General features: G+C 42.9%; 21 protein-coding genes. 12 read left to right on the forward strand and 9 right to left on the reverse strand.

Annotated elements, in window-relative coordinates; all coding sequences use genetic code 11:
• The first annotated feature begins 107 nt into the window (after positions 1-107).
• From L2748_RS01015 to L2748_RS01025, 3 genes are all read left to right on the forward strand, one after another.
• Complete coding sequence (locus tag L2748_RS01015) at positions 108-4,094, forward strand: transporter substrate-binding domain-containing protein (protein WP_220779365.1); 3,987 nt, start codon at positions 108-110, stop codon at positions 4,092-4,094.
• Positions 4,091-5,308: an EAL domain-containing response regulator gene (locus L2748_RS01020; RefSeq protein ID WP_220779363.1), complete on the forward strand. Its 1,218-nt coding sequence runs from the start codon at positions 4,091-4,093 to the stop codon at positions 5,306-5,308. The genes L2748_RS01015 and L2748_RS01020 overlap by 4 nt, the downstream gene beginning before the upstream one ends.
• A gap of 205 nt (positions 5,309-5,513) precedes the next feature.
• Positions 5,514-7,682: a putative bifunctional diguanylate cyclase/phosphodiesterase gene (locus L2748_RS01025; protein WP_220779361.1), complete on the forward strand. Its 2,169-nt coding sequence runs from the start codon at positions 5,514-5,516 to the stop codon at positions 7,680-7,682.
• A gap of 39 nt (positions 7,683-7,721) precedes the next feature.
• On the opposite strand, the gene paeA is transcribed toward L2748_RS01025, so the two are convergent.
• Positions 7,722-9,044: a polyamine export protein PaeA gene (gene paeA, locus L2748_RS01030; protein WP_220779359.1), complete on the reverse strand. Its 1,323-nt coding sequence runs from the start codon at positions 9,042-9,044 to the stop codon at positions 7,722-7,724.
• A gap of 391 nt (positions 9,045-9,435) precedes the next feature.
• On the opposite strand from paeA, the gene L2748_RS01035 reads away from it, so the two are divergent.
• Entirely contained in the window at positions 9,436-9,687 is a 252-nt protein-coding gene (locus tag L2748_RS01035) for a hypothetical protein (protein ID WP_220779357.1), read from the forward strand.
• A 64-nt stretch (positions 9,688-9,751) separates the two neighbouring features.
• Here the strand turns inward: L2748_RS01035 and L2748_RS01040 are convergent, their stop codons facing one another.
• On the reverse strand, positions 9,752-11,002 hold the full coding sequence (locus tag L2748_RS01040) for a DEAD/DEAH box helicase (protein ID WP_220779355.1): 1,251 nt from the start codon (positions 11,000-11,002) through the stop codon (positions 9,752-9,754).
• Positions 11,003-11,266: 264 nt separating this feature from the next.
• Between L2748_RS01040 and L2748_RS01045 the strand changes: the two genes are divergently transcribed.
• Together L2748_RS01045 and L2748_RS01050 are read left to right on the forward strand one after the other, a co-directional pair.
• Positions 11,267-11,758: a DNA polymerase III subunit chi gene (locus L2748_RS01045; protein WP_220779347.1), complete on the forward strand. Its 492-nt coding sequence runs from the start codon at positions 11,267-11,269 to the stop codon at positions 11,756-11,758.
• Between the two features lie 20 nt (positions 11,759-11,778).
• Positions 11,779-14,679 carry a valine--tRNA ligase gene (locus L2748_RS01050; RefSeq protein ID WP_220779345.1) on the forward strand — a complete coding sequence of 967 codons (2,901 nt, stop codon included), beginning with the start codon at positions 11,779-11,781 and terminating at the stop codon, positions 14,677-14,679.
• Positions 14,680-14,784: 105 nt separating this feature from the next.
• On the opposite strand, the gene L2748_RS01055 is transcribed toward L2748_RS01050, so the two are convergent.
• Entirely contained in the window at positions 14,785-16,506 is a 1,722-nt protein-coding gene (locus L2748_RS01055) for a methyl-accepting chemotaxis protein (RefSeq protein ID WP_220779337.1), read from the reverse strand.
• 361 nt (positions 16,507-16,867) lie between these two features.
• Between L2748_RS01055 and L2748_RS01060 the strand changes: the two genes are divergently transcribed.
• Complete coding sequence (locus L2748_RS01060; protein ID WP_012144718.1) at positions 16,868-17,032, forward strand: YqaE/Pmp3 family membrane protein; 165 nt, start codon at positions 16,868-16,870, stop codon at positions 17,030-17,032.
• A 119-nt stretch (positions 17,033-17,151) separates the two neighbouring features.
• Here L2748_RS01060 and L2748_RS01065 read toward each other — a convergent pair whose 3' ends face one another.
• On the reverse strand, positions 17,152-18,042 hold the full coding sequence (locus L2748_RS01065; RefSeq protein WP_220779335.1) for a LysR family transcriptional regulator: 891 nt from the start codon (positions 18,040-18,042) through the stop codon (positions 17,152-17,154).
• Positions 18,043-18,150: 108 nt separating this feature from the next.
• Here L2748_RS01065 and L2748_RS01070 point away from each other — a divergent pair, with 108 nt between their 5' ends.
• The 3 genes from L2748_RS01070 to L2748_RS01080 all read left to right on the forward strand — a co-directional run bounded on the left by L2748_RS01070 (position 18,151) and on the right by L2748_RS01080 (position 21,340).
• Positions 18,151-18,741, forward strand: coding sequence for a CidA/LrgA family protein (locus L2748_RS01070; protein ID WP_220779333.1), 591 nt, complete (start codon positions 18,151-18,153; stop codon positions 18,739-18,741).
• A complete protein-coding gene (locus L2748_RS01075; protein ID WP_220779331.1) occupies positions 18,738-19,427 on the forward strand; it encodes an LrgB family protein in 690 nt (229 codons plus the stop codon). The genes L2748_RS01070 and L2748_RS01075 overlap by 4 nt, the downstream gene beginning before the upstream one ends.
• A 380-nt stretch (positions 19,428-19,807) precedes the next feature.
• Positions 19,808-21,340 carry an MFS transporter gene (locus tag L2748_RS01080; RefSeq protein WP_220779329.1) on the forward strand — a complete coding sequence of 511 codons (1,533 nt, stop codon included), beginning with the start codon at positions 19,808-19,810 and terminating at the stop codon, positions 21,338-21,340.
• Between the two features lie 120 nt (positions 21,341-21,460).
• On the opposite strand, the gene L2748_RS01085 is transcribed toward L2748_RS01080, so the two are convergent.
• From L2748_RS01085 to L2748_RS01095, 3 genes are all read right to left on the reverse strand, one after another.
• A complete protein-coding gene (locus L2748_RS01085) occupies positions 21,461-22,060 on the reverse strand; it encodes an acetate uptake transporter (protein ID WP_220779327.1) in 600 nt (199 codons plus the stop codon).
• A 547-nt stretch (positions 22,061-22,607) separates the two neighbouring features.
• Entirely contained in the window at positions 22,608-23,312 is a 705-nt protein-coding gene (locus tag L2748_RS01090) for a pseudouridine synthase (RefSeq protein ID WP_220779325.1), read from the reverse strand.
• 2 nt (positions 23,313-23,314) lie between these two features.
• Entirely contained in the window at positions 23,315-23,950 is a 636-nt protein-coding gene (locus L2748_RS01095) for a helix-turn-helix transcriptional regulator (protein WP_220779323.1), read from the reverse strand.
• A 176-nt stretch (positions 23,951-24,126) separates the two neighbouring features.
• Here L2748_RS01095 and L2748_RS01100 point away from each other — a divergent pair, with 176 nt between their 5' ends.
• Positions 24,127-24,735: an NADPH-dependent FMN reductase gene (locus L2748_RS01100; protein WP_220779321.1), complete on the forward strand. Its 609-nt coding sequence runs from the start codon at positions 24,127-24,129 to the stop codon at positions 24,733-24,735.
• A gap of 60 nt (positions 24,736-24,795) precedes the next feature.
• Positions 24,796-25,215, forward strand: coding sequence for a VOC family protein (locus L2748_RS01105; protein WP_220779320.1), 420 nt, complete (start codon positions 24,796-24,798; stop codon positions 25,213-25,215).
• A gap of 147 nt (positions 25,216-25,362) precedes the next feature.
• Here the strand turns inward: L2748_RS01105 and L2748_RS01110 are convergent, their stop codons facing one another.
• Together L2748_RS01110 and L2748_RS01115 are read right to left on the reverse strand one after the other, a co-directional pair.
• Positions 25,363-25,608, reverse strand: a complete 246-nt coding sequence (locus tag L2748_RS01110) for a hypothetical protein (RefSeq protein WP_220779314.1) — start codon at positions 25,606-25,608, stop codon at positions 25,363-25,365.
• A gap of 48 nt (positions 25,609-25,656) precedes the next feature.
• Positions 25,657-25,884, reverse strand: a complete 228-nt coding sequence (locus tag L2748_RS01115; RefSeq protein WP_220779454.1) for a hypothetical protein — start codon at positions 25,882-25,884, stop codon at positions 25,657-25,659.
• Between the last annotated feature and the right edge of the window lie 195 nt (positions 25,885-26,079).

Here is a 26,079-nt window from a genome sequence, read left to right on the forward strand (position 1 = left end):
TTTCGATAAAACACTGACCTCAGAAGTACTGATTAAATCAACGATTGGCCGCTAGTTCGGCGTAAATCAATGTACCGCTACCTGTGTAACACACTTCAAGTTTACTAATGACTGTAAAACCCAATATAGGCTGTAATATGCGTCAGGCACTATTGCTCATACTTTTAGTTTCTGTTTCTTTATCTATCAGTGCAAGCGACAAGACTAATGCCCCTTCTGCTATTGATAGCAATAACGTTATCAAAGTCGGCTACCCTGCATCCGATTGGCAGCCTTTCACCTATGTCAGTAAAGACAAAAAGGCGATCGGCCTTCTGCCTTCACTATTACAAGAGATCACCAAAAATGCGGGCTATGAGATTGACGTTGTTATCTACCCGAGTTATGAACAAGTTCTAAGGGCTGTCAAACAGGGCGAGGTTGATATTGTCATGGGCGCGTCAAAAACCCCAGAGAGAACGACTTGGTTAAGCTTTAGCTCGTCGCTAATGCTTGTACCTAAGGCTGGTGTAACCTACCAAAAAGACAACTTTAATCTGCTTAATTTACAAGGCCAAGTCATCGCAACCGAAAAGGGCTTTGCAATTAATGAGCTGCTCAGGACCTATACTAGCCAAGTAAAAATCGCTAATTTTCTTGATAGTCAGCAAGCTTATAAGTCAGTGCTGAACGGCACCACTGATGCGTATATCGGTAATGCCATTACCCTAGATTACATCCATACGCATCAAGATGAAGCCAATAATCTCAATATTCACCTGATTAGTAATATGCCCTATGAAAGCCTGCACTTTGCAGGTCTACACAGCAATGAGGCGCTACTGAGTAAACTCGATGCAGCCCTAAAAGCGCTTCCAAGTGAAACGTTTGATAAGTTATATGATGCTTGGTTAACCAGCTCACAGGTCAAATACATCTATCAACGACAAGGGTTAAATCTAACTGAGTCTGAACTTGATGCTATTAGGCAAAAAGAGGTGATACAAGTCCTTTACTCTGCTGACAACTATCCATTTGCCTTCACCAACAATGACGGCGAAATGGACGGTATGAGTGCAGATTTATTAGAGGTCATCAGCAACAAGCTTGGGGTTAAAATTGAAGCGACCGAGTTTCACGGTCAAAATATCGAAAAGTACTTCAGTGAAAATAGCTTTGAATTAATCCCTGCCTATACTTGTGAGCCGAATACAATAACGGCAGTACAGTGCGCTTCCGCTTATACGGAAGATCCTTGGATTGCAGTAGCCTCTACTAACTTAACTAAAGCACAGCTAAAGAGTAGTAAAAAGGTCGCTGTGTTAAACAAGCATGCTCAACAGGTTAAAGCTGAAACTAACTTCCCTAATGCTGATGTAACCGTCTACAACTCAACTAAGCATCTCCTTAATGCCGTAATCGACGGCAAAGTTAACGTGGGGATTCTGCCACTTTCCATGTCCAGCGGCGTGATAAGTGAACGTTATTTCGGCCAGTTAAAAGTCATACCTAATCCACTTGAGCAACAAAACCGTTTTGTCAGCTTTGCGGTGAATCAAAATAACCCTGTTTTATTGTCGATATTAAATAAAGCGAAAAGCTCAATTGATGAGGATGAATTGCAAGCCATTGAGCATAAATGGAATGACATTAGTATCAACTCCGACTTTTCATTTGAAAAACTCCCTACTTGGCTATTCCTCATTTTTGGGGGTATTTCGACTGTTTTTTTCGTTATCGTTTACTCAAACCGAAAACTAAAAAATGAAATATCACAAAGACACAGTGTTGAAAAAGAGCTGCGCCTCGTCAACAGTAACTTTGGCGGCATCGTCGCTCAACTAATACGCTATGGTGATGATATAGACGATATTACTTGGAGCTATGTGAGCGCCAATATCGAAAAATATCTTGGACTGACCCCTGAACAACTCTACCAAAACCCATCTATATTGTTGGGCTTTTTACGTGAACATGCCGACAACTACGAATTTTTACAGGACATTGAGGCATCTCGATTCTCAGACTCTTTATACACGACCCTCAAGCTAACTATTGCCGGCAAAACCTTATGGTTCCAGCTCACTGGCGTATGCACTAAAGTCGATCGTAATAGGCATTGGACTTTCACCTTAGTTGATATTTCTCTGCTTAAAGAAAAGCAAGCAGAGCTTGATGAGGCACGACTCCAGGCAGAGGCTGCTACTGAGGCAAAATCACGATTCTTGGCTATGATGAGCCATGAAATCCGCACTCCTATTAGTGGTATTTTAAGCTTATTGGAACTGATGCCAGAGCATATCAATAATAAAGAGTTACAAGGGATCCATAAGAACCTAACGCATTCAGGCAGTAACTTACTCAACATTGTTAATGATGTTCTAGACTTCTCGAAAATTGAAGCCGGAAAATTAGAGTTAAACCCAGAAAGCCATAACCTAAGTGGCTTTATATGCGAACTCGTGCAGCCTCATATCGCTCATGTTGAACGAAAAGGACTCAAGTTTAGGCTTTGGCTAGATCCAAAGCTGGCTTATTCATTCACATTCGACAATTTGCGCTTAAAGCAAGTGCTAAACAATCTGCTTAATAATGCGTCAAAATTTACAACTCAAGGTGAGATATGGCTATCTGTCGATTTACTCTCATCGACAGATAAACAGCAAACGATCAGCTTTGCTGTTACTGATAGCGGTATCGGTATCAATGAAGATTATATAAGCAAACTTTTTCTCCCCTTTGAGCAAGTGGATTTAAGCAGTGAGCGTCGCTTTAGTGGCACAGGACTTGGTTTATCTATATGTGAACAACTCATCAAACTAATGGGCGGCGAGATCTCAGTTTCCAGCACTTATGGTCACGGCAGTACTTTCAGGTTGAACCTTACTTTTGCCATTGCTGCAGTCGAAGTTCCCGCAGCCATTAATAAACGCTGCGGCATCATGCACTCAGATGAAAGTAACCTTGATATGCTCTCTGAATACCTTGCTAGCTGGGGCGGTACGCCATTTAATCTACAAGGAATTGAGCATAAAGCCGCGTTGGCAACATCAATTACCAAAGCCGATATCGACATACTTCTTATTGCTGACACTTGGTGTGAACAACACATGATTACAGCAACGTGGTTTAAGCGTAACTTCCCAGCCATTCAAGTTATCTTATTAAAAAATCAGAGTTTATTATCTCCAGTGCCAACCTCGCTGGGCTGGACGTTATCTATTAACCCTATTATTCCAGAGCAATTACTACACCTGATAACTAAACCTGAAGTGTTTGAAAGCCAATATACAAACACACAAGATGACCACACATCGGGTTTAACGCGGGAGCAAGCTTTAGCGTCAAACAAACTCATTTTGGTAGCAGAAGACCATCCGATAAACCAAGATGTTATTAGAATGCAGCTCAGTAAATTAGGCTATTTTGCAGATATTTTTGATAACGGAAAACAAGCATTAGCCGCATATAACGAAACGAAATATAGCCTTCTATTGACGGATTGCCATATGCCAGAATTAGATGGTTACGGCTTAGCCAGCGCGATTAGACAGCTAGAGTTAACGCAAGAAAAGCACCTGCCGATTATCGCACTAACAGCTAATGCCATGTCGAATGAAAAGGACCGCTGTCACCAACTAGGTTTCGATGATTACCTGATAAAACCAGTCACATTAGCTAAGCTACAAAGTATTCTTGATTGCTACTTGCAACCAGTCGGTAGCCAACTGCTTGCAAGTACAACAGAAAACGATGCAGTGACTCCTCACGGGCTAGACGAAACCACAGCCGTCATTAACATTGATGCTTTGCAAGCCAACTTTGGCGACTTAGCGCTTTGTATTAGCTTGCTCAATAAGTTCATTGTTACTAGCAATTTAGATCTTCAACAGTTGACCCTAGCCGTAAAACAGGCTGATTACCTTGCCGTGGCACTCTGTGCGCATAAACTAAAAGGGGCGTCAGGCGTTATTGAGTGTGAATCTTTGACTGAAAGCTGCGGTCATCTAGAAGCGGCTGCTACAGCACAGAACGCTGAAGCTGTTGAATATCAATTTATGCACATTCAACAATTACTGAGTAAGGTTTCTGAGCAGGTAAAGCAACTCAAATGAAAATTCTATTGATTGAAGATCATGAATTCCAACGAGCCGCGATGCAAATGCAACTTGAACGCATCACCGCAGCCAAGATCTCACAAGTAAAAACAGCAAGTTCAGGCATAGAAGCCCTAGAGATAATGGCAAGCTTTAAGCCTGATGTATTGCTATGCGATCTCAAGATGCCCGAGATGGATGGCATCACCTTTTTGCGGCATATCAGTGAACAACCTTTTTTGGGCTCAATTATTATTACCAGTGCGAGTAGCCAACTGGTATTAGATAGCGTACAAAAAATGTGTGCGAGTTATCAGCTGAACGTAATAGGTGCGATAAGCAAACCTGTTAAAAGTGACACGCTAAACGCGCTTTTAGGTACCGCTTACCGAGAGAGCCTTACTCCTTCTAATCAATATGGTCGCAGTGATTTAACCCGCACCAATTTCACTGAAAGTGAGTTAGAACAAGCCCTAAATCAAGGCTGGATAAAACCCTACTTCCAACCTCTGGTCTCATTAGAGACTGCACACTGGATATCTTGTGAGGCACTAATTCGCTTCGAGCACCCGCTACTTGGTATTTTACCACCGGCTAGTTTTTTGCCTTTACTAGGCACAATGCAAAAAGATGCTGAATTGGCACTACTCAGCATTAACTACATAATACAAGCGCAGCAGTTTTTAGCTGGCCGAGCCGTTGCGGTAAACATTACACCTACAACCCTGATGCATAATCATTTCGTTGATAGCGTGCTGGCAATTGCAGCAGATCACCCTCTGCTAAATAAACAAATTTACTTTGAAATCACCGAAACTGACGCGTTAGAAAATACAGCTAAAGCACTTGAGTCAGCATCGCGTTTATCTATGTACGGCTTTAAGTTATCGATAGATGATTTTGGTACAGGTTACTCATCTTTATCTTTACTTGATGCTCTACCATTTGATTCACTAAAAATAGACATGAGCTTTGTTAGAGAGATACTACAAAGTAAAACCGCGGCAGCTATCGTAGAAGCCTGCCTCCTGCTTAGTCGCCGTTTAGAACTAAACTGCGTAGCAGAAGGTGTTGAAAGTAAAGAACTTTGGCAACAACTCCAATCCTTTGCTTGCCCTCTTGCCCAAGGTTACTATATCGCAGCACCTATGCCTGTTGAGCGCTTAACTGATTGGCACAAAAACTGGAAACTTAAGGCTGAAAAGCATCAGCTTTCAATCAAACAGGGTTAACCGACTCCACTAAACGCCCCACTCACAACACTATGGGGCGTACGTTGATATTCCCAAACCAATATCTAAGCGACATCTTTAGCTGCAGTTTGTGCAGCACTAACAATATTTTTCGACTAAAGTTAAGTCAGTATTCAAAATGGAGTTTATACCAGCATCTTTTCATAAATCCCGTATTCATTAGTCACTAAAGGAATAGTAAATTGTGAATCAAATATGCCATAAGCGCCTTGAAGCTAGCCAATACACAGAAGTCATAGACTTACTGTCAAACCCTATCGCTATTATTGACTCGGCAGGCGTAATACAGGTCGTCAATAACAGCTGGAAAGACTTTGTGTGCTTTAAGCGATTCAATATTAATGATTGGGTTGGCATAGACTACCTAAAATTACATCAACAAGAAGCCATTGACGGCAATAGCGATGAAACCAGTATCACACGGACTTTAGAAGTGATGCTCAATCAAGAGCTTGATTTTGTTAAAATTGAGTATCGCTGCGAAGAAAAAGATTGTAATCACTTCTTTCAGCTATCCGCCAATAAAATTCAGATTGATAGCGCTAACTACGTAATGCTGAGCCATGAAGAAGTCCTCGCTAAAGAAGAACTGATAAAAAGCCAACAACGCTTATCTATCGCTGCTGATGCAGCCCAAATAGGTATCTGGGATTACGACTTAAAAACCCAGTCACTGCACTGGGATAACTGGATGTACAAGATTTACGGTATTTGTCCTAATGAAACCCAAGCAGCCTATAAAATTTGGGAAAAAAGCGTTCACCCAGAAGATCTCGCCCAAGCCGTTAACGACTTCAATAAAGCGGTCAGCACTGGTGAAAATTTTGATAGTGAATTCCGCATTATTAGAGGTGACGGTGAAATCAGAAATATTCAAGCATCAGCTAAAGTCATTACCGATAACCAAAATATTGCTATCCGTTTAGTCGGCTCTAATATCGATATCACTCAAAGTAAGATGTCCGAAAATAAAATCTACGAGCTGGCATATTTTGACCACCTCACTAAGCTACCTAATCGACGCCTGCTTAAAGATAGGCTTAGCCAATCTTTGGTATTAAACCGAAAATTAAAGTCTTTTGCCTGCCTGCTCTTTGTCGATATAGACTATTTTAAAGCGGTCAATGATTTGAATGATCATAACGTAGGCGATCATGTACTTATTGCGCTCGCAAATAGAATCAGCTTGAGCTTAGACCCTGAAGCCACTGCCTGCCGGCTTGGTGGTGACAAATTTATGGTGTTTCTCCCTCATATTTCCAACGACAAAATTCAAGCGATGCAACAGGGGAAATCCATTGCCAGAAAACTGATGCAGAAAATTCAGCAACCACTGGCAGTCAATGAGGTAACTTTTAAACTGACTGCAAGTATTGGTATGACTCTGTTTAACGAGCAAGCCGTTTGTATTGAAGACTTAATCAAACAAGCAGAGCTCGCCATGTACAAAGTAAAAGAATCGGGTCGCAATAATATTAGTTTCTACGATCCACAAATGCAGATAGAAATCTTACAACGTAAACAAATGGAAAGTGATTTAGAACACGCCATTATTAATGATGAATTTAGCCTCTTTTATCAAGCACAAGTATCAAATAATAATGGTGTGATAGGTGCCGAAGCCCTTTTGCGTTGGTTTCATCCTAAACAAGGCATTATCTATCCAGATAACTTTATTCCGCAGTTAGAGGAGACTGGACTTATCATCCCTGTGGGAGAAAAAATCCTTCATGACGGCTGCCAAAAACTGCAACTTTGGGCGAATATTCCTGAGTTTAGCCAATTAACGCTATCGATAAACGTAAGTGCGGTACAGCTGCTACATGAAGGCTTTAGCGATTATATAAAGCAGTTGGTGGCTCGTTTTGAGATTAAGCCTGGTAGGTTAAAACTAGAAATCACTGAGAGCATATTTATTGAAAATATCGATGCGACTATTGCGGTAATGAATGAGCTTGCAAACTATGGGGTGCTGTTCTCACTCGATGATTTTGGTACCGGTTTCTCATCGCTTTGTTACTTAAAATCACTTCCCCTTGCTCAACTCAAAATTGATAAATCTTTTGTTAAAGACCTACTCGAGGATGAAAGTGATATTGCTATATCTAAAACGATTGTTAATCTTGCCAATAGCTTAAAGTTCAATGTCATTGCCGAAGGCGTGGAATCCGCTGAACAACAGGCATTGCTGCAGCAAATTGGTTGCAACAATTATCAAGGCTATTATTTTCATCGGCCTGCAGAAGCCCATGAGTTTGAAGCTTTTACACTAGACTACAACAGCCATAAAGTTTCAGACCAAAGCCAGGAAGATGGACTAGGACTAGCCCATCATTCAAAGTTAACAGCGTAAACGAAACACCTCAACGCACTAGTATGATTGAAAGTAATGCTAGCTTTTAATTTCTAATACTTCTGGTACTTGCTGCTCATCAATACGGGTAACAAGCAACTGATCGACTTTGTAGCTATCAACGTCAACCACTTCAAACTTGTACCCAGCATGAATCACGGAGTCGGTACATTTAGGAATTTTACGCAACATAAACATCATAAAACCAGCGATGGTTTCATAGTTATGATTTTGCGGAAACTCTTCAATATCAAGTGCACGCATCACATCAATAATCGGTGTTACACCATCCATTAACCAGGAGCGTTCGTCACGAGCAATAATCTGCTCTTCACTCTCAGGCAACGACCAAGCCCCCATCACCGCATCTTGCAGATCTTTAGCGGTAACAACGCCGACAACAAGCGAGTATTCATTCATAACAATTGCAAAGTCAGCACGACTATTTTTAAAGTAATCCATCGACTCTGAAAGGCTCAAAGTATCGGGAATAATAAAGCAATTGGTAACAAGGTTTTTATCTTTAAGGCTAATCTTTTCGCCATTAATCAAGTAAATCAGTAGCTTTTTGGCATTAACAATACCCACTACAGTGTCTAACTGTTCATCACACACAAGAAAGTTTGAATGTGGTTGCTCCGCAATTTTAGTTTTGATCTCATCCTCACTATCTTGTAGTAAAAAATAAGCCAAACTTTCACGAGCAGTCATAGCAGCGGTAACTGGAATGGTTTGCATCTCAAACACTTTTTCCATCATCAGTTGATCGCCTTTATCAAGTACGCCAGCCTCAGCGCCAGCATCCATCACCGCATAAATATCATCAGAGGTGACGGCATCATTGCGCGCAGTTTGTACTTGAAACACACGAAACACAAAGTTGGCTGAACCATTAAAAAACCACACCAGTGGCTTTAATACGACAATGCAAACCATCATAGGACCGACAAAGGTCATGGCGACTTTTTCAGGAAAGGCCATTGCTAAACGCTTAGGGATAAGGTCAGCAATTAAAATAAATAAGCTAGTCACTAAAGCAAATGATAATAAGAAACTGGTTTTATCGAGCCAAGGGCCCTCTAGCCATGAAGATAAAAAGGCATGAATATGTGGTGTAAATGCTGACTCACCCACTATACCGCCCATAATCGCAACGGCGTTTAAGCCTATTTGCACCACAGTAAAGAAGTTACCTGGCTGCTCTTGTAGCAAAAGCACTTTATCGGCGCGAATATCACCTTCACTCGATAATTGGCGCAAACGAATTTTACGGCCAGCCGCGAGCGCAATTTCCGACATAGAGAAAAAACAACTGACTCCGATGAGGAGTAATATAATGACAGCATTATCAAAGAAGCTCATTTAGCACCTATCCTAAAACTAAAAACACACCTAACTTATTACTGCGTTTAATTATTTCGACTTAGGTGATAGCAAACCAACCTAAGCAAATTTAAGTATAATGACCAACCACTATTTGCGCGAGCGCGGAGTATATCCGCAATGCAGATAACGCACCAGCTAATAAATTAGACAATGTGAGCGATTAAATTATTATCTGAAACGGCAACATTATCAGCGTAAGCCAATGCCTTGTCGCATGAAAAACAACCAGGATATATTGATGGCGACGCAAGCTAAAGTCATGCGTAGTCCATTCTCAAGTTATAACATTGCATCAGTAAACGATTGCTAAAAATAATGGAGTTTGCAATATTGGGGTATCTTGCAATCTCTAGATTAAGGACAATCTATGAAGTTTATCGGATGGTTTGTACACACATTACAATGGCTTGCCGTTGCAGCATCACCAACACTACTAGGTGCGTTTATCGGTGTTGCTTTCAGCCTGCAATCAGGATCAGTCTATTCAAATATTATCCTAGTTTGGGCTGCTGTTGGCTTCATCGCTGGAGCCTTCTGGGCTGAGCATGTACGCAAAAATATCGGCTTACCTCAGTTTTTTGGTCGCCTTGCAGGAGCTCGAGATCGACCTAAGCAATAATCAGCCTAAATAACTTAATCCGCAAAAGATAAGTAGCCCCAAGCACAAAGAGCGAGGCTATCGGTTACTTTCTACTAAAGCTTGGCTTTTTACTGACAAAGTCTTTGGCACTGCGTTTATTTTGACTACGGCGATTGGCCTTTTTATCCCGCGGTGCGCGCTTGCTTGCACCTGATGACGGTTTGTCAGTGACTTCAAACCCAGTTAACGCTTCAAGCTTAAATTTACGCTGCGTTAATGCTTCAATTGCCGCCAGACTATCCGACTCGCCATGGCACACAAGTGAAATGGCAATGCCATTGGCTCCCGCTCGTGCTGTACGGCCAATTCTGTGTACATACACAGGAGCACTAGTTGGCAGTTCAAGGTTTATCACCACTGGCAAGGCATCAATATGGATCCCCCGCGACAACAGATCTGTGGTCACCAATACTTGTAACTCGCCGGCTTTAAAATCGCTAAGGGTTTGCTCTCTTTGCTGGTGCTCTTTATCACCATGCAGCGCTGATGCATTAATCCCAGCCTTAACCAAACGTTTAGTGAGCTTGTCGGCGTCATCTTTAGCATTAATAAACACTAATACCTGCGACCATTGATTGGCTAATACAAGAGCAATTAACGCCCTTGCCTTATCACCTTTATTGACTAAATAGAGCGACTCCTTAATGTCGCTCACCACGCTGTTTACAGCTTGCGCACTCACCTTGACTGGCTGGCGTAGCAAGTTAACCGCTTTATCATTTAACTCTGCTGCCAAGGTGGCTGAAAACAACAAGGTCTGTCTGCTCAAAGGAACAAAGCTCAGAATACGTTCAACATCCGGCCAAAAGCCCATATCCATTAGTCTGTCAGCTTCATCTAACACCAGTTGTTTAACGGCGCTCAGAGAAAGGCTTTGCTGTTGCAATAAGTCAAGTAACCTGCCCGGCGTTGCCACCACAAGTTGCGGCTTATTCAATGATTGCGCTTGCTGTAACGCGCTTATTTGAGCCGTTTTATCAATGCCACCACATAAAACTGTCACTGCAATACAGCTAGACAGCAAGCTTATTGTTGTCGCGACTTGCTGTGCCAACTCTCGTGTTGGCACTATCACTAGCCCTTCAATCTCACAGTGATTATTGTTAATCAGGGTTTGCACCATAGGTAAACCAAAGGCATAGGTCTTACCGCTACCCGTTTGCGCTAACGCCAGTAGGTCTTTTCCGGCGAGGACTGCTGGGATGGCAAGCTTTTGAATTTCAGTAGCTGCAAACAGATTATTGGGTAGATTAGATAAGATTTCGGTGCAAAGGTTTAGCTCGGAGAATTTCATAATATGGACTAATATCGACAATTAAGTGGAGTGTAGCGACAGCCAGACTATTAGTAAAATTAAGCGTTTATTTTAGGTCAAAATCCCCGTAAATCATCAAGCCTGAGATCCGTAGTTCAATCAATCGTCTTTAGCATTAAAGAAAACCAAGATTAGAGGCTGATCTCTGAGCGACTTTTAGTGTAAAATCCTCTCTTTCGTCAGCCAAAAGCCGAAGCTATAGCAAACTATCTCTTCGAGCAGGTCTTCAAGCAGGTTTTAAGCATGTCGCCAAGTCAGACTCAAGCTCAGTTTTATCTGTTGCCTAAGGATGTACAGCACGCACCAGCCGCGTCTAAATCAGCGCTGGAGCAAGTATATTTTCTTGCCTGCCAACTAGCGCAGCGAGCCTTTACTCAACAAGAGCTAGTCTACATTCATTGCCAAGATCAACAGCAAGCTTATGCGATTGATGAATTACTTTGGCAATTTGAACCACAATCTTTCGTGCCGCATAACCTCAAAGGTGAAGGCTCGTTAGGCGGTGCACCAGTAGAAATTGGTTTTGATAGACTTGGGGCTAACAAAAAACGTCATCTTCTGATTAATCTTGCAGACCAAGTGCCGCAATTTGCGGTAAACTTTAACCAGATTATCGATTTCGTTGCTAATGACGATAGCCATAAAGCGGTTGCCCGCGATCGCTACAGACAGTATCGCAGCCTTGGGATAGCGTTAACGACCCAAGACTTAGCAACACAACCTATTAATTTTTAGTTTGAGATAAACACGCTCCCATGGAAAAAACATATAACCCGCAGTCTATAGAACAGTCTCTTTACCAAAGCTGGGAAGAGAAAGGTTACTTCAAGCCACACGGCGATGAGTCTCAAGGCAATTATTGCATCATGATCCCGCCACCAAACGTGACGGGTAGCTTGCACATGGGCCACGCCTTCCAAGATACCATCATGGATACTTTGACCCGTTACCAACGTATGAAGGGTAAAAACACCCTTTGGCAGGTCGGTACTGACCACGCTGGTATCGCAACGCAAATGTTGGTTGAGCGTAAAGTCGCTGCGGAAGAAGGTTTAAGCCGTCACGATCTTGGTCGTGAAAACTTCATTGACCGTATCTGGGACTGGAAAGAGCAATCTGGTGGCACCATCACTAAACAGCTACGTCGTCTTGGCGCATCTGTCGATTGGGATCGTGAGCGTTTCACCATGGACGAAGGCATGTCTGATGCCGTACAAGAAGTGTTTGTACGCCTATACGAAGATGACCTAATTTACCGTGGTAAGCGTCTAGTTAACTGGGATCCAACCCTGCACACGGCTATCTCTGACTTAGAAGTTGAGAACAAAGAAAAGCAAGGCAGCATGTGGCACTTCCGCTACCCGCTAGCCGATGGCGCGTTAACTGCTGACGGTAAAGATTACCTAGAAGTAGCAACCACACGCCCAGAAACCATGTTAGGTGACAGCGCGGTTGCGGTTCACCCAGAAGACGAGCGTTACCAGTCGCTGATCGGTAAGTTTATTCTACTACCAATCGTTAACCGTCTTATCCCAATTGTTGCTGACGATTATGTGGATATGGAGTTCGGTACAGGTTGTGTGAAAATCACTCCAGCGCACGACTTTAACGACTATGAAGTTGGTAAGCGTCACGAACTACCTATGTACAACATCCTAACGATTGATGCGGCTATTCGCTCAAACGCTGAAGTTGTAAATACTGACGGCACAGCCAACAACGATTTAGATAACAGCCTTCCAGAGCGTTACGTAGGTCTTGAACGCTTCAAGGCACGTACTGCTATCGTTGAAGAATTTGAAACACTAGGTCTACTCGGCAAAATCGATCCACACGCATTAAAGGTTCCTTATGGTGACCGCTCTGGCGTTGTTATCGAGCCACTATTAACAGACCAGTGGTATGTTGCTGTTGCACCTATGGCTAAGACTGCGATGGAAGCCGTTGAAAACGGTGACATCAAGTTTGTACCACAGCAATACGAGAACATGTACAACTCTTGGATGCGTGACATTCAAGATTGGTGTATTTCACGTCAGCTTTGGTGGGGTCACCGTATCCCAGCATGGTACGACGAAGCCGGTAAGGTTTACGTTGGCCGTGATGAAGCTGAAGTTCGTGCTAAGCACAAGCTTGACGACTCAGTGGTTCTGCGCCAAGACGCTGACGTACTCGATACTTGGTTCAGCTCTGCATTGTGGACCTTCTCAACACTAGGCTGGCCAGAAGATACCGCTGAGCTAAAAGCTTTCCACCCAACTGATGTGTTGGTTACGGGCTTTGACATCATCTTCTTCTGGGTTGCCCGCATGATCATGATGACCATGCACTTCATCAAAGATGAAAACGGCAAGCCGCAAGTTCCGTTTAAGACGGTATATGTTACCGGCCTTATCCGTGATGAAGCGGGTAACAAGATGTCTAAGTCTAAGGGTAACGTACTTGACCCACTAGACATGATTGACGGTATCGATCTTGAATCTTTAGTTGAAAAGCGTACTGGCAACATGATGCAGCCACAGCTTGCCGCTAAGATTGAAAAGAGCACGCGTAAAGAGTTTGCTGATGGTATTGAACCCCATGGTACTGACGCACTGCGCTTTACCCTTGCTTCTATGGCATCAACTGGCCGCGACATCAACTGGGACATGAAGCGCCTAGATGGTTACCGTAGCTTCTGTAACAAGATCTGGAATGCCTCTCGCTACGTGTTAATGAACACTGAAGTACAGGCTGAAGACTCTGCAGATGATGCAATTGGTGAAGCACTCGATTGCGGACAAAATGGCGGCGAGATGGAGTTATCTCTTGCAGATCGCTGGATTATCGGTCTGTTCAATGAAACAGTTAAAGCCTATGACGAGCACATGGCTAACTACCGTTTCGACTTAGCAGCTAACACGATTTACGAGTTCACTTGGAACCAGTTCTGTGACTGGTACTTAGAGCTAACTAAACCTGTGATGCAAAGTGGCACTGACGCACAGCTTCGTGGTACTCGCCATACTTTGGTTAACGTACTAGAGCAAATGCAGCGTCTAATGCACCCAATCATGCCTTACCTAACCGAGACAATCTGGCAGCGTGTTAAACCACTTGCCGGTGTTGAAGGTGATACTTTAATGCTTGCTCAGTTCCCAGAGTTCCAAGCTGATAAAGTTGATGCAACAGCAATGGAAGATTTGGAATGGGTTAAGCAAGTGATTGTTGCTGTACGTAACATCCGTGCTGAGCTAAACATTGCGCCATCTAAGCCACTAAACGCACTACTACGTGGCGTGAGCGAGCAAGATAAGGCACGCCTTGAAGCTAACCAAACTTTCTTCAAGACGCTAGCTAAGCTTGAGTCTATGACGATTCTAGCTGACGGTGAAACAGCACCAATGTCGACTACACAGTTAGTGGGCAACATGGAGCTATTGATCCCAATGGCAGGCCTAATCGATGTCGCTAAAGAAGTGGCGCGTATCGACAAGCTATTAGAAAAAGCACAAGCTGAGTTTGCACGCATCGAAGGTAAGCTATCAAACCAAGGTTTTGTTGCTAAAGCCCCTGCAGCCGTCATTGAAAAAGAACGTGCTAAGCAAGCTGAATACCAACGCGATATGGACAAGCTTACAGAGCAAAAATCTGAACTTGCTAAGCTAGAAGGCTAACTCGAAGTAAGTTTAACACTCGCTTCCATCGCGGAAGCGAGTCAATAAAAAAGGGCTGTTATCGACAGCCCTTTTTATTACCTCATTTTTCAAACGACTCGCGAGCTACACTCGGTAGTAAGCAATCTCTTGTTGCATAGATTCAGCAAGGCTTGCCAGCTCATGCGTTGATGCTTGAGTTTGCTCGGCTCCTGCCGCAGTTTGATCTGAGATATCACTAATATTGATGATATTGCGATTGATCTCTTCAGTCACCAAACTTTGCTCTTCTGAAGCCGTCGCAATCTGCATATTTAAGGCATTTATCTGCTCAATACTGCTCATAATATGCTGCAGAGCTTCACCTGCTTGCTGTGATTTACTCACGCTCAACTTTGCTTGCTCTGTGCCTCGTTGCATCATTAGCATCGAATCACGAGCTCCTTGCTGTAAACGCTGAATCATCTTTTGGATCTCTTCAGTCGAGTCCTGGGTGCGTTTAGCTAACGAGCGCACTTCATCAGCAACAACCGCAAAGCCTCTACCCTGCTCACCCGCTCGAGCCGCTTCAATCGCCGCGTTTAGCGCCAGTAAATTAGTTTGCTCTGAAATACCTTGAATAACATCAACTACTGAGCCAATTTCATCAGACGACTTAGAGAGCACATGCATCGCTTCTGTCGCCCCATCCATTTCAACAGAAAGGGTTTCAATAACAGTAATACTTTCTGTCACCACACTTTGCCCTTGATGCGCAGCACTATTCGCTTCAGTCGATGTTGCAGCCGCAGCTTCAGCGCTTTGTGCTACCTCTCTAACTGTAGCTGTAAATTGATGAATCGCAGCAGCAATCTGCTGAGTTTGCTGCTGCTGTTCAACAACATTACGTTGTGTTTGGCTTGAAACTACCGAGTTTTCTTCAGCAGCACTTGCAAGACGAGAGGTTGACTCATGAGTATTTTGTATCGCATGTTGAAAACCCGCTGCGATTTGATTTACGTATACAGCAATATGCGAAAACTCGTCGTCACCATCAATATCAATGCGCTTGGTTAAATCACCACCAGCAATATCTATTGCCGTTTTCTCTAACTCGATAACTGACTTAGCAACCCGTTTTCTTATGAGGGTTAAACTCACTGCGATCAATAACATACTGATACTTGAAAACAGCGCCACTAAAATAATATAGGTCTGCATGTTGTCATTAAACTGCGTGAAGGTCTCTTCGCCCTCTGCAATTTGTAACGCTAAGAATGACTGTGCTTCTTCAGTAATTCTTTTAAAAAGTGGATTAATTTGATTCAACAAAGTCTCATTAGCCTCTTCATAGCGGCTATTTTGCAATGAGTTTATTGTTGGCGAGAAGCCCACTCTTATTACTTGCTCTAGCAAGCTTTGCAAACGGTTAGCTTGGTTACGCTCATCGTCTGCTAAATCTGCTTGCAAGATTTTGTTTTCAACAATGTCTTGCAATTGCACAAGCGCATTTTGAGCTTGAGTAATGTGCAAGGCAAGTGGATGATTATGCATTTCTGAAAACGCAGAACTTGGATCATGTTGGAATGCCAACAATAGCTCACTTCGTGCAGTAGCCAATTCTGTAAGTGTTTGACCAGCATTAATACTTAGCTGCATGCCCTGGGCATGCAGCTGTCCTATCGACTCCCCGGCATCTTGCATTCCGGATACTCCTTTGTATCCCAGAAATACAAACGACATAACAGTTAACACTACAATAAGTTTCAGCTGAAATCGTACTGATTTAAATGCAGAGATAAAGCTCGGTGAAGAATGATTCGGCTGGCGAATTTCTTCTCGGTCTAACTGGTCAATTTTTACAGACATATAAATCCCTAGTGTCGGGTTGCCCTTAAGAATGGTAGAAGTCGTTGGCCCATAGTTGCAGATAATTTGCAGCTAATAATGTGAGCCGCATGCAGCATAGAGAAATTGCCTCAATTTGGTATATAAATGATAAACCAACACGCTAAATTATTGATATAGGTCACATATTACAGCGCAATACAACCATCATAGATACTGCAGAGAGTTAGAGTGAATCATTGGATATAGATAAGCAGACACTTTATTTGCAAAAAAATAGATATGGAGTAAGTTTGATATAGCGTTTAATCGCCTCTTACCACTAAACCGCTCGCAGCCTTTAAAGTGTGAGTGGAATATAGGAATAAAAGGACATCGATCTATGGACACCAATAAGCTATTACTCATCATCATCGCTATTTTACTGCCGCCAGTCGCTGTATTTCTAAAAAGTGGCGTAGGTAAAGACTTACTTATCAATATTATTTTATGTCTGTTGTTCTTTATTCCCGGTTTATTACACGCACTCTGGGTAGTGACTAAATAGTGTAATAAGAGCGCGGTAAACAGGTGCTAAACATGCTGCTGCGTATATAAAGCCTAACAAATGTTAGACTTTATATACCCACTCTAGTGTCTACTTTACCACTCACCTATTTGGCTCTTTTAACTATGTTCAAGCTGCTGCTTTACTAGCTCTATCATCGCCTCTGCAGCAAACGACAAGCTTTGCTGTTTACGCCAAAATAGCGACAACTCCCAGCGCAAATCTTCACTGGCAAGTGGCACGTTAACCACAGCATCAACCCGGTAGCGCTCGGCAATGATTTGCGGCAACACCATAATCCCCGTGCCGGCAGCCACCAGCGCAATACCAAAGTCTGCGTGACTCACTCGGGTAATTTCTGCTGGGACAAAGCCGGCTTTATCGCAGGCATCTAGGATCAATTCATAAAGCGCATATTCCGGCTCAAACATCACCTGTGCTAGTGACTGTAAATCTTTAAGCTGCAGCTGTTTATACCCCGCCAGTGGATGGGTTTTAGGCACCACAACCACCATAGGGTCATTGCGTATACGTAAGCCATCAAACTCACCATCAAACGCAATAATCCCGGTTGCTAGTTCAATTTCATTTCTTTGTAGCGCCATGGTTTGCTCTACACCACCACGCACCAATAACTGCATATCCACTTTAGGATAAAGCTGCCTAAACTTAGCTATAACCGGCGCAAAAAGCTCTGCACTGCCTAGGGGGGCTAAACCCAACTTCAAGCTGCCGCCCGTTAAGTGACGCAGACTATCGAGTTCGACCAACAGTGCTTTACGCCCTGCAAGTAATTGCTGTGCGTGTCGATAAACGACCTCACCAGCTGAAGTTAGCTTGATTTGCGTACCGCGCTTTCCCCGCTCTAACAACACCATATCCAGCTCTTCTTCTAGCATTTTTATCGCTTTAGAAAGTGCTGGTTGAGTCAAAAATACGATACGACTTGCCTTAGCAAAGCCCCCCGCGTCGACCACTTGCGTAAAATACTGTAGCGATTTGAGATCCATTTAGATAACCATTTTTTATAGATTACATCATTAATATTCATTTTTTCTATTAAATAAGCAAGCGTAAACTAGGGCTACGTTTTAAAGCTCTTAAGATTTACAGTCACCATGGCACTCTTTAGCAAAATCAAGCGACACGCTTTTAAGTCTTCTTTTAAACACCAGGCATTTGCCACCTTACAAGTGGTTGGTTTTTGTCTATTCGCTTGGGGTTGCCAAAGCATTGCGACGAGTATTAACTCCCCCATTCCCGGCAGTGTCATTGGCTTAGCCACTTTACTGCTGTTACTAAGCGTAAAATGGCTGCCTGAGAAATGGGTCAATATTGGGGCAACCTGGTTAGTCGGTGAGCTACTGTTATTTTTTATTCCACCTGTCGTTGCCGCCGTGAAGTATCAAGCCCTACTTGCCCATTATGGAGCGGTACTTATCGCGGCGATGCTAACAGCAAGTACCTTTGTTTTAGTTGCAACTGCTTTTACTGTCGATAAGCTATTTAAATTTGAAAGCCAGCGAAATTTAAAGCGCCAACAACGAGCCACCAAAGCGCAAATCATTCCACTGCAGGCTCATGAGAAAGTCACGCCTCAAGCGTTATTTATTGATGCTTCAGCGACACTCACTGCAACGCCCATTGCAAAAGAGATACCACCAGTTGTCAGCAACAATATTAGCAATGATGAGAGTAAAGCCGCATGAGCCACACTTATATAGGTCTGTTTTGTTTGCTGCTAACCTTAACCTGTTATTACGCTAGCAAGGCGTTATACCGCCGCCAACGTAAAATCTGGTTTGCGCCGATTATCATTGCCCCAGCAACGATATTGGTAGTTGTCGTCACACTTAATATCGATGTTGATGATTACTTCAGTTATAGCCATTGGTTAGCAGCAATGTTAGCGCCAGCCACCATAGCGTTTGCGTTACCCATTTACCGTGAACGTCAGCTAATCAAGCAATATCCACTCACCTTAAGTTTAGGGGTATTAACAGGGCTATTGATGGGGCTGGCGTCATCATGGCTATTAGTAAAGCTAACACATCTGCCCCCAGAGCTGGCTCATAGCTTAATGGTACGCTCGGTGTCCACCCCTTTTGCGGTAGAGGCAACCCATGCATTTGGTGGTGTACCAGAACTGACCGCTATGCTGGTACTGCTCACCGGTATTATCGGTATGCTGATCTGCGAACCTTTATTCAAGGTCGCCAAGATTAACAGCTCGATTGCTAAAGGTGTTGCCCTTGGCGCATCGGCTCATGGGGCGGGTGCAGCTAAAGCCAGTGAGCTAGGTCGCCAAGAAGGCGTTATCGCCAGCCTTACTATGATATTTACAGGCATTGTTATGGTCATCGCAGCGCCTTTTTTTGCCTCGATAATCAACTAACTACAACAGTATAACTTGCTGTTTTACCGTGAATGTTAGCCCGAGCATTTAAAGTTAACATTCACTCTTATTCGCAAACACCTTGTTCCTCTTCCCCTCAATGAGCTTAAACTCCAAAGCCTAAGATGCTTTACTCGCGCTATTAACGACTGCATTAAAGCAGCTGAACTGACGCCGCTTTGATATGGCAATAAATGCTGCTTGGTTCACTAAAGCGAAAATTAACACTTTTGCGTTTAACAACAAATTAGGTAAAGTGTCTGCTGCAATTACAAGCTTGCAGCGTTTTGATAAAGAGTGACACGCTCGATAAACTCAAAACCAACACAATAAAAACATACAGAATAACTATAAATAATTACAAAAATTGAAGGAAAGTTATGAGTGATTCGAAAGATACTTATGCAGATAACGACCTAAGGGAAGTTAAACAGCTTGGTATGTGGGCCTCTATTGCCAGCTTAAGTTATATATTTTGGATTGTCGGTGGCATGGAGCTCGTAGAGCGAATTGCTTACTACGGCGTAAAAGCCAGTGCAGGTCTATATGCAAAAGCACCTACCTCAGAAGGCGGTCTAGGTATTAGCCTCAGCGATTACGGTATTATTATCGCGATCTGGGCATTTATGCAGACCTTTATTCCAGTCTTTACCGGCGGGATCTCAGACCGAGTCGGTTATAAAGAGACCATTTTCGCCTCGACCTTTATCAAGATTGCTGGCTATCTAGTGATGGCATTCTTCCCAAGTTTCTATGGTTTCTTGTTTGGTGCCATTTTACTTGCCGGTGGTACAGGTATTTTTAAACCCGGTATTCAAGGCACTTTAGTGCTATCAACCGGTAGACAAAATACCTCTATGGCTTGGGGAATTTTCTACCAAGTGGTCAACATTGGTGGTTTCTTAGGACCATTGGTTGCGGTGCATATGCGCCAGCTTTCTTGGGACAATGTATTCTATGCTTGTGCAGCGATTATCTCGCTCAACTTCCTATTCTTACTTGCCTATAAAGAGCCAGGAAAAGAGGAGCGCATGGAACGTAACCGTAAAATTAAAGCCGGTGAAATCCATCAAGAAGCGCTTTGGAAAGATGCATGGCATGAACTTAAAAAGCCTGTGGTTATCTACTACATGTTAGTGTTTGCAGGTTTCTGGTTTCTGTTCAACTCACTATTTGACGTACTACCAATCCATATCGCCGAATGGGTAGATACCAGCGTTATTGTGACTTCACTATTTGGTCCAGAAGGCACCTCAAACGGTATCTTCCAGTTCTGGCTCGGCCTTGATAACACCGGTACTAAGGTGATGCCAGAGGGCATGCTTAACCTTAACGCAGGTATGATTATGACTACCTGTTTCTTAGTGGCTGCGTTAACCGCTAAATACCGTATTACCACTGCTATGCTAGGCGGCTGTTTATTAAGTATTTTTGCATTCGTATTGATTGGCGCGACCAATGCGGCGTGGATGATTGTACTCGCCATTGCGATGTTCTCTTTCGGCGAGATGGTGATCAGCCCAAAGAAGAATGAATTTATGGGTAACATTGCCCCTGAAGGTAAAAAGGCGATGTACCTGGGATTTGTGATGCTACCACAAGGTATCGGCTGGACATTAGAAGGTTACTTTGGCCCTAAACTCTATGAGATGTATGCATCTAAAGAGATCTTCTCATTAGAATTGCTTGCCGAGCGTGGCATGAGTGCAAGTGAAATTAGCGCCATTCCACAAGGTGAAGCCTTTACCACATTAGTTGCCTTTACTGGCGAACCGGCTCAAGAGCTAACGACTCTGTTATACAACAGCCACAATATTGGTATGGCTTGGTACATTATTGCTGCTATTGGTACTATCTCGGCAGTAGGAATTTACTTATACGGTAAGTGGTTGTTCAAGCTACAACAGCGTTAATAGCTATGTAAGTGATAGCAACCGCTATACCGCAGATACAAAAAAGCTGACCAATTGGTCAGCTTTTTTTATCGCTTTTAACTATGCATTATCGGAGATAAGTGATAATTGGTGGTTAGCTTAAGCGGCTTGTTTCTCTGCAGCTGGCTCGTATGCAGCAACGGCAACTGGGCCTACTGGTAAAATAACGCGGCCAAACTCAGCATTTAATACTTGAGCCATTGCAAAGTAAATTGCACTTAGACCACAGAAAATACCTTCGTAACCAGCGATAGTGCCGATTAACTCGCTACCAGTGAAATCACGAGCTGCAAGTAGGAAGAATAAAATCGTTAATGAAGCAAATACAACTTGCTTAGCACGTGGGTAACGTAGTGAACCTACAAATAGCGCAGCAGTGAACATGCCCCATAAAAGTAAGTACCAACCCATAAACGCCGCAGGACTAGCCGCGAAGCCCATTTTTGGCATTACTAGTAAACCCACTAGCGTTAACCAGAATAGACCGTAAGATGTAAATGCAGTAGTACCGAAAGTATCACCGCGCTTGAAGCACATGATACCAACGATAACTTGAGCTAGACCGCCGTAGAAAATACCCATCGCTAAAATCATTGAATCGATTGGGAAAAAGCCTGCGTTATGGATGTTTAATAGCACGGTAGTCATACCGAAGCCCATTAGACCAAGTGGCGCAGGATTAGCTAGTTGTGTAGACATTGAGTTCCCCTACAGGAAGTATTCACTAACAAATGCGCCTCACTAAAGGCACATTATTAAATTAAGTTAATTTGAGCGCGCGCATTCTAGTTGAAGCCACTACGCTGAGCAAATACCTCCTATTGCTTATGCATCCCATTGATGCGTTCGATAGCAGGATTATAATCAATAAAAATCAACGACTTACAATAACATTAGCAATCAAGCATTTAACAAAAAGCACGTTCCAGATCAATGTCTCGAAATTCACAAAAACGAGACACTGATCGCTAGAGTAGCTCATTAGCACATTAGTAATTAATGAATTTAATAATCCGAAAGTGTCGATAAATTGCACCAGCTCACAAAGTTGAACATTAACTCGCAATAGCGACAAATAAATCGTTTGTGCAGGAAATAGCCAAAAAAAGGGAGCCCGTAGGCTCCCAAAAGGGTCAATGGCTAATGAGAGGCTGGGGATCTCATTAGCCAGTTTAGATATCTATGCCAAACAAATGGCAAGTGCTACGGTTAGCAACTGCTTTACTTTTGCCACGCTTGGGCTCACTTAAGCATTAAGCACTTCATCTGCAGTTAGGTCGCGACTTGCTCCTACTGAAAGGTCCGCGTCTAACGTTATCGCGCCTACAGAGATCCGGTGCAGACCAATAACCGGATTACGAAAACGACCAAACATACGTTTTATTTGATGGTAACGTCCTTCCATAAGTGTCACCAATGCCGTGTGGTCATCCACAATCTCAAGCTTGGCTGGTAATGTGGTGATGTCTTCATACTCAAAGTACATGCCATTAGCAAAAGCAGCGATATAGGATTCATCAATCGGGTTCTGCAGCTGGACTCGATATAATTTGCCGACCTTATGCTCTGGCGACATCAATTTTTTAGACCAGCGGCCATCATTAGTCAGCAGTAATAAACCAGAGGTATTCAGATCAAGCCGTCCAACAATATGCAGGCTATGCTTATCATCTCTATCTAGCAAATCGATAACCGTTTTATGTTTATCATCGACTGTGGCACTGACAACACCAATAGGCTTATGCAGCATGACGTAACTAGGCTGACAAGCTTGCAGGATCTGCCCATCTATGGTGACATGAGAGAACTCATCAATAATTAAATCGATGTCACGGGCAATTTCTCCGTCTACCAGCACTTGGCCCTTCGCTAAAAGTACTCTGACGTTTTTTTTACTGACACCGGTTTTAACGCTAATAAATCTATCTAAGCGTGCACGTTTCGATTCCATACTTATTGACCATTACCTTGACGATGAGGCACGACTTTATATGCGCAACGGCGTGCACCTTCAATAATATGCTCTTCGCGACTGACTATCGCATCATCTTGTAGCAAGGTCTGAAACAGCTGTAGCTCAGAACGACAAAAGTTTAGACATTTGGTTGCTGCAGCGCATATGGGGCAATGGTTTTCTAGCAAGAAATATACGTCTTGATGCTGCTCAACGGTCGCCATATAGCCTTCGTCAGTACGTAGTTTTGCTAGCATATCCAGCTTGGCTTCTAAACCATCGACATTCGCCAGCGCTTGGCTATACAAGGTATAAGTTGCCTGCTCACGATGGCTAATCAGCTGCTCTAATCCGCCATCACCAAACACAACTTTTACCGAGTCGATTAATTGCACAGTCAGATCTTCATGGCGATCTGAGAAATGACTATTACTTTGCGGGGTCAGCGCCCAGAAGCGTGTTGGTCGTCCACGAGTCGCCTTTCTATCTTCAAACACCACATCTTGGCTTTCTTCCAGGCTTTGTAGGTGTTGACGCACGCCCATGGTCGTTAGACCTAACTCACTAGCAATCACTTTAGCGGTTAGCTCACCTTGGGTTTTTAACATCTGCAAAATCTTATCACTGGTCTTCATCATTATCTCTTTTTGGCAACTACACGCCCATAAAAAGCGCTAAGTAGCGCAGTTGAACTAAGGCCATTATTACTCACCCAGTAATTAAGTAAACTTTTTTATTTACTTTATCTTTACTTTCTTAAGTAAAGATACTACTTTACTTAAACCTTAAATAAACAAAAAGGTTTACTTAAATGGAATTAGTTATCGTAAGTGCAAGCCAAAGAAGCCCGTCTCAAAGTGCAAAAGTTGGCCGCTACCTCAAGGAACAAAACTCAGCTTTTACTAAGATTAATCACATCGAATTGAGTCAATACCAACTGCCATTCTGGGATGGTGACCCTAGCTCAAAATCAGCAGATGGCAGCCAGTGGCCTTTAATTGCTCAACAAATAAAAAGGGCCGATGCACTGGTGTTAATTACCCCAGAGTGGGCTGGCACGGCATCCCCATTAATGAAGAACTTTTTATTGATGTCCAACAGTCAAGACACAGCCCATAAACCCGCGTTACTTGTTGGCGTTGCTAGCGGCATTAACGGCGCTTATCCGATTGCAGAGCTTAGAATGAACGCATTTAAAAATAATAAATTAGTCCCGACACCTGATCATTTAATTATTCGAGATGCTGAGAATGTACTTAATGGCTCACAACCACAATCAGATCGCGATTTACATTTACGCCAGCGCATAGACTACAGTTTGCATATGCTTGCCCAGTACAGCACTGCATTAAAATCAGTGCGAATTAACCATCAACAACAGGTTTATCCCAATCAGCAAGAATACAGTTACGGCATGTAGCCTTAATGAGTAACGATAAGGTGAAATACCAACAGCATTAACGACAACAAGGAGAGTAATATGATTCATTTAGAGCATTTGAACTTAGTCGTGAGAGACATTCCAACAGCTCTACACTTTTACCAAGCGATATTTCCCCACTGGCAAATACGCGGTGGCGGCGAGTCTACCTGGCATGGTGTTGAACGTAACTGGGTGCACTTTGGCGATGACTATCAATATTTAACCTTTAACGATGATGGTGATGCTGATAACCGCAACTTGAGCGGGCATCAAGTAGGACTGGCTCACTTTGCCTATGCCACTGATGATCTTGATGGCGTTATTAGTCGGCTCCAAGCTGCGGGTTATGAGATTGCAAAACCCGGTATGGATGACCCTTACAGACGCAACGTGTATTTTATCGACCCTGACGGTTATGAAGTAGAGTTTGTTGAATACTTAACGGATATTCCAGCCCTACGTAATCGCTATGACTAAAGCTTTACCGTTAATAGCCTTAACGTTAATAGCTTAAGCTTACAGCCTATGGTTGGGTGCCAGCGCTTAGGTAGCAACGCATAAGTAACAATGAATGAGCTTGATCAACTCATTTAATGACTTAAAAGCGCAATCAAATTAACTAAATCAAGCCAACCAAATAGCAATAATGAACAAGATAATATAAAAAGCCATGCCCACTAAAAGGGGCTTATCAGTCGTCGATTTTCCTTTAACTCTAGAATGGGATAAAAATGTACTTGGAGCCAACGGATAGTTGATTTTTCCCCAAGTGCAGAGATAAAGCACGATTGCACCTGTCGCGTAAAATACATAACACAGCACATAATCCCAGACGATGGTAAACAGTAATTCAGCGGCAAACATAAACATATTGCTTTCCTTAGCAAGTGGTTTGAGGTGAAAGATAAACCTGAGCGACTAACCCGCCATTTTATATAAAAACAATATAAAACCAGCAAAACCTAGCACACCAACCACAACCATAATCGTGAGTGTTTTGGAGCGGGCCATAGATTGCAGTAATGCCACTTCAGTTTGCATAGCAAACAAATCAGTTAACGTGCTAGAACCACTATCCATGGTCGTAATTTTAGCTTTTGGCTTAGCATTCATTTTAGAGGTAACTTGCTTATCTTCGGTGTTCATATCGTCTCCATCCATTAACGACTAGCCTACCCACCTTAAAGGTTAAAGCAAAGTTAAAGCTTGTTAACATTTAACACTGTTATATATTGTGAATTTTTTTGAATTTAGCCAAAGCGGAAAAATGTCAAAACCATGAAATCAACCACTTAAAAACTTGTAGACTGAAAAACGCTTACCAATACTAAATTAAGCGTG

Origin of the sequence: Shewanella sairae (assembly GCF_023283535.1) — a bacterium.
Lineage (GTDB): Bacteria > Pseudomonadota > Gammaproteobacteria > Enterobacterales > Shewanellaceae > Shewanella > Shewanella sairae.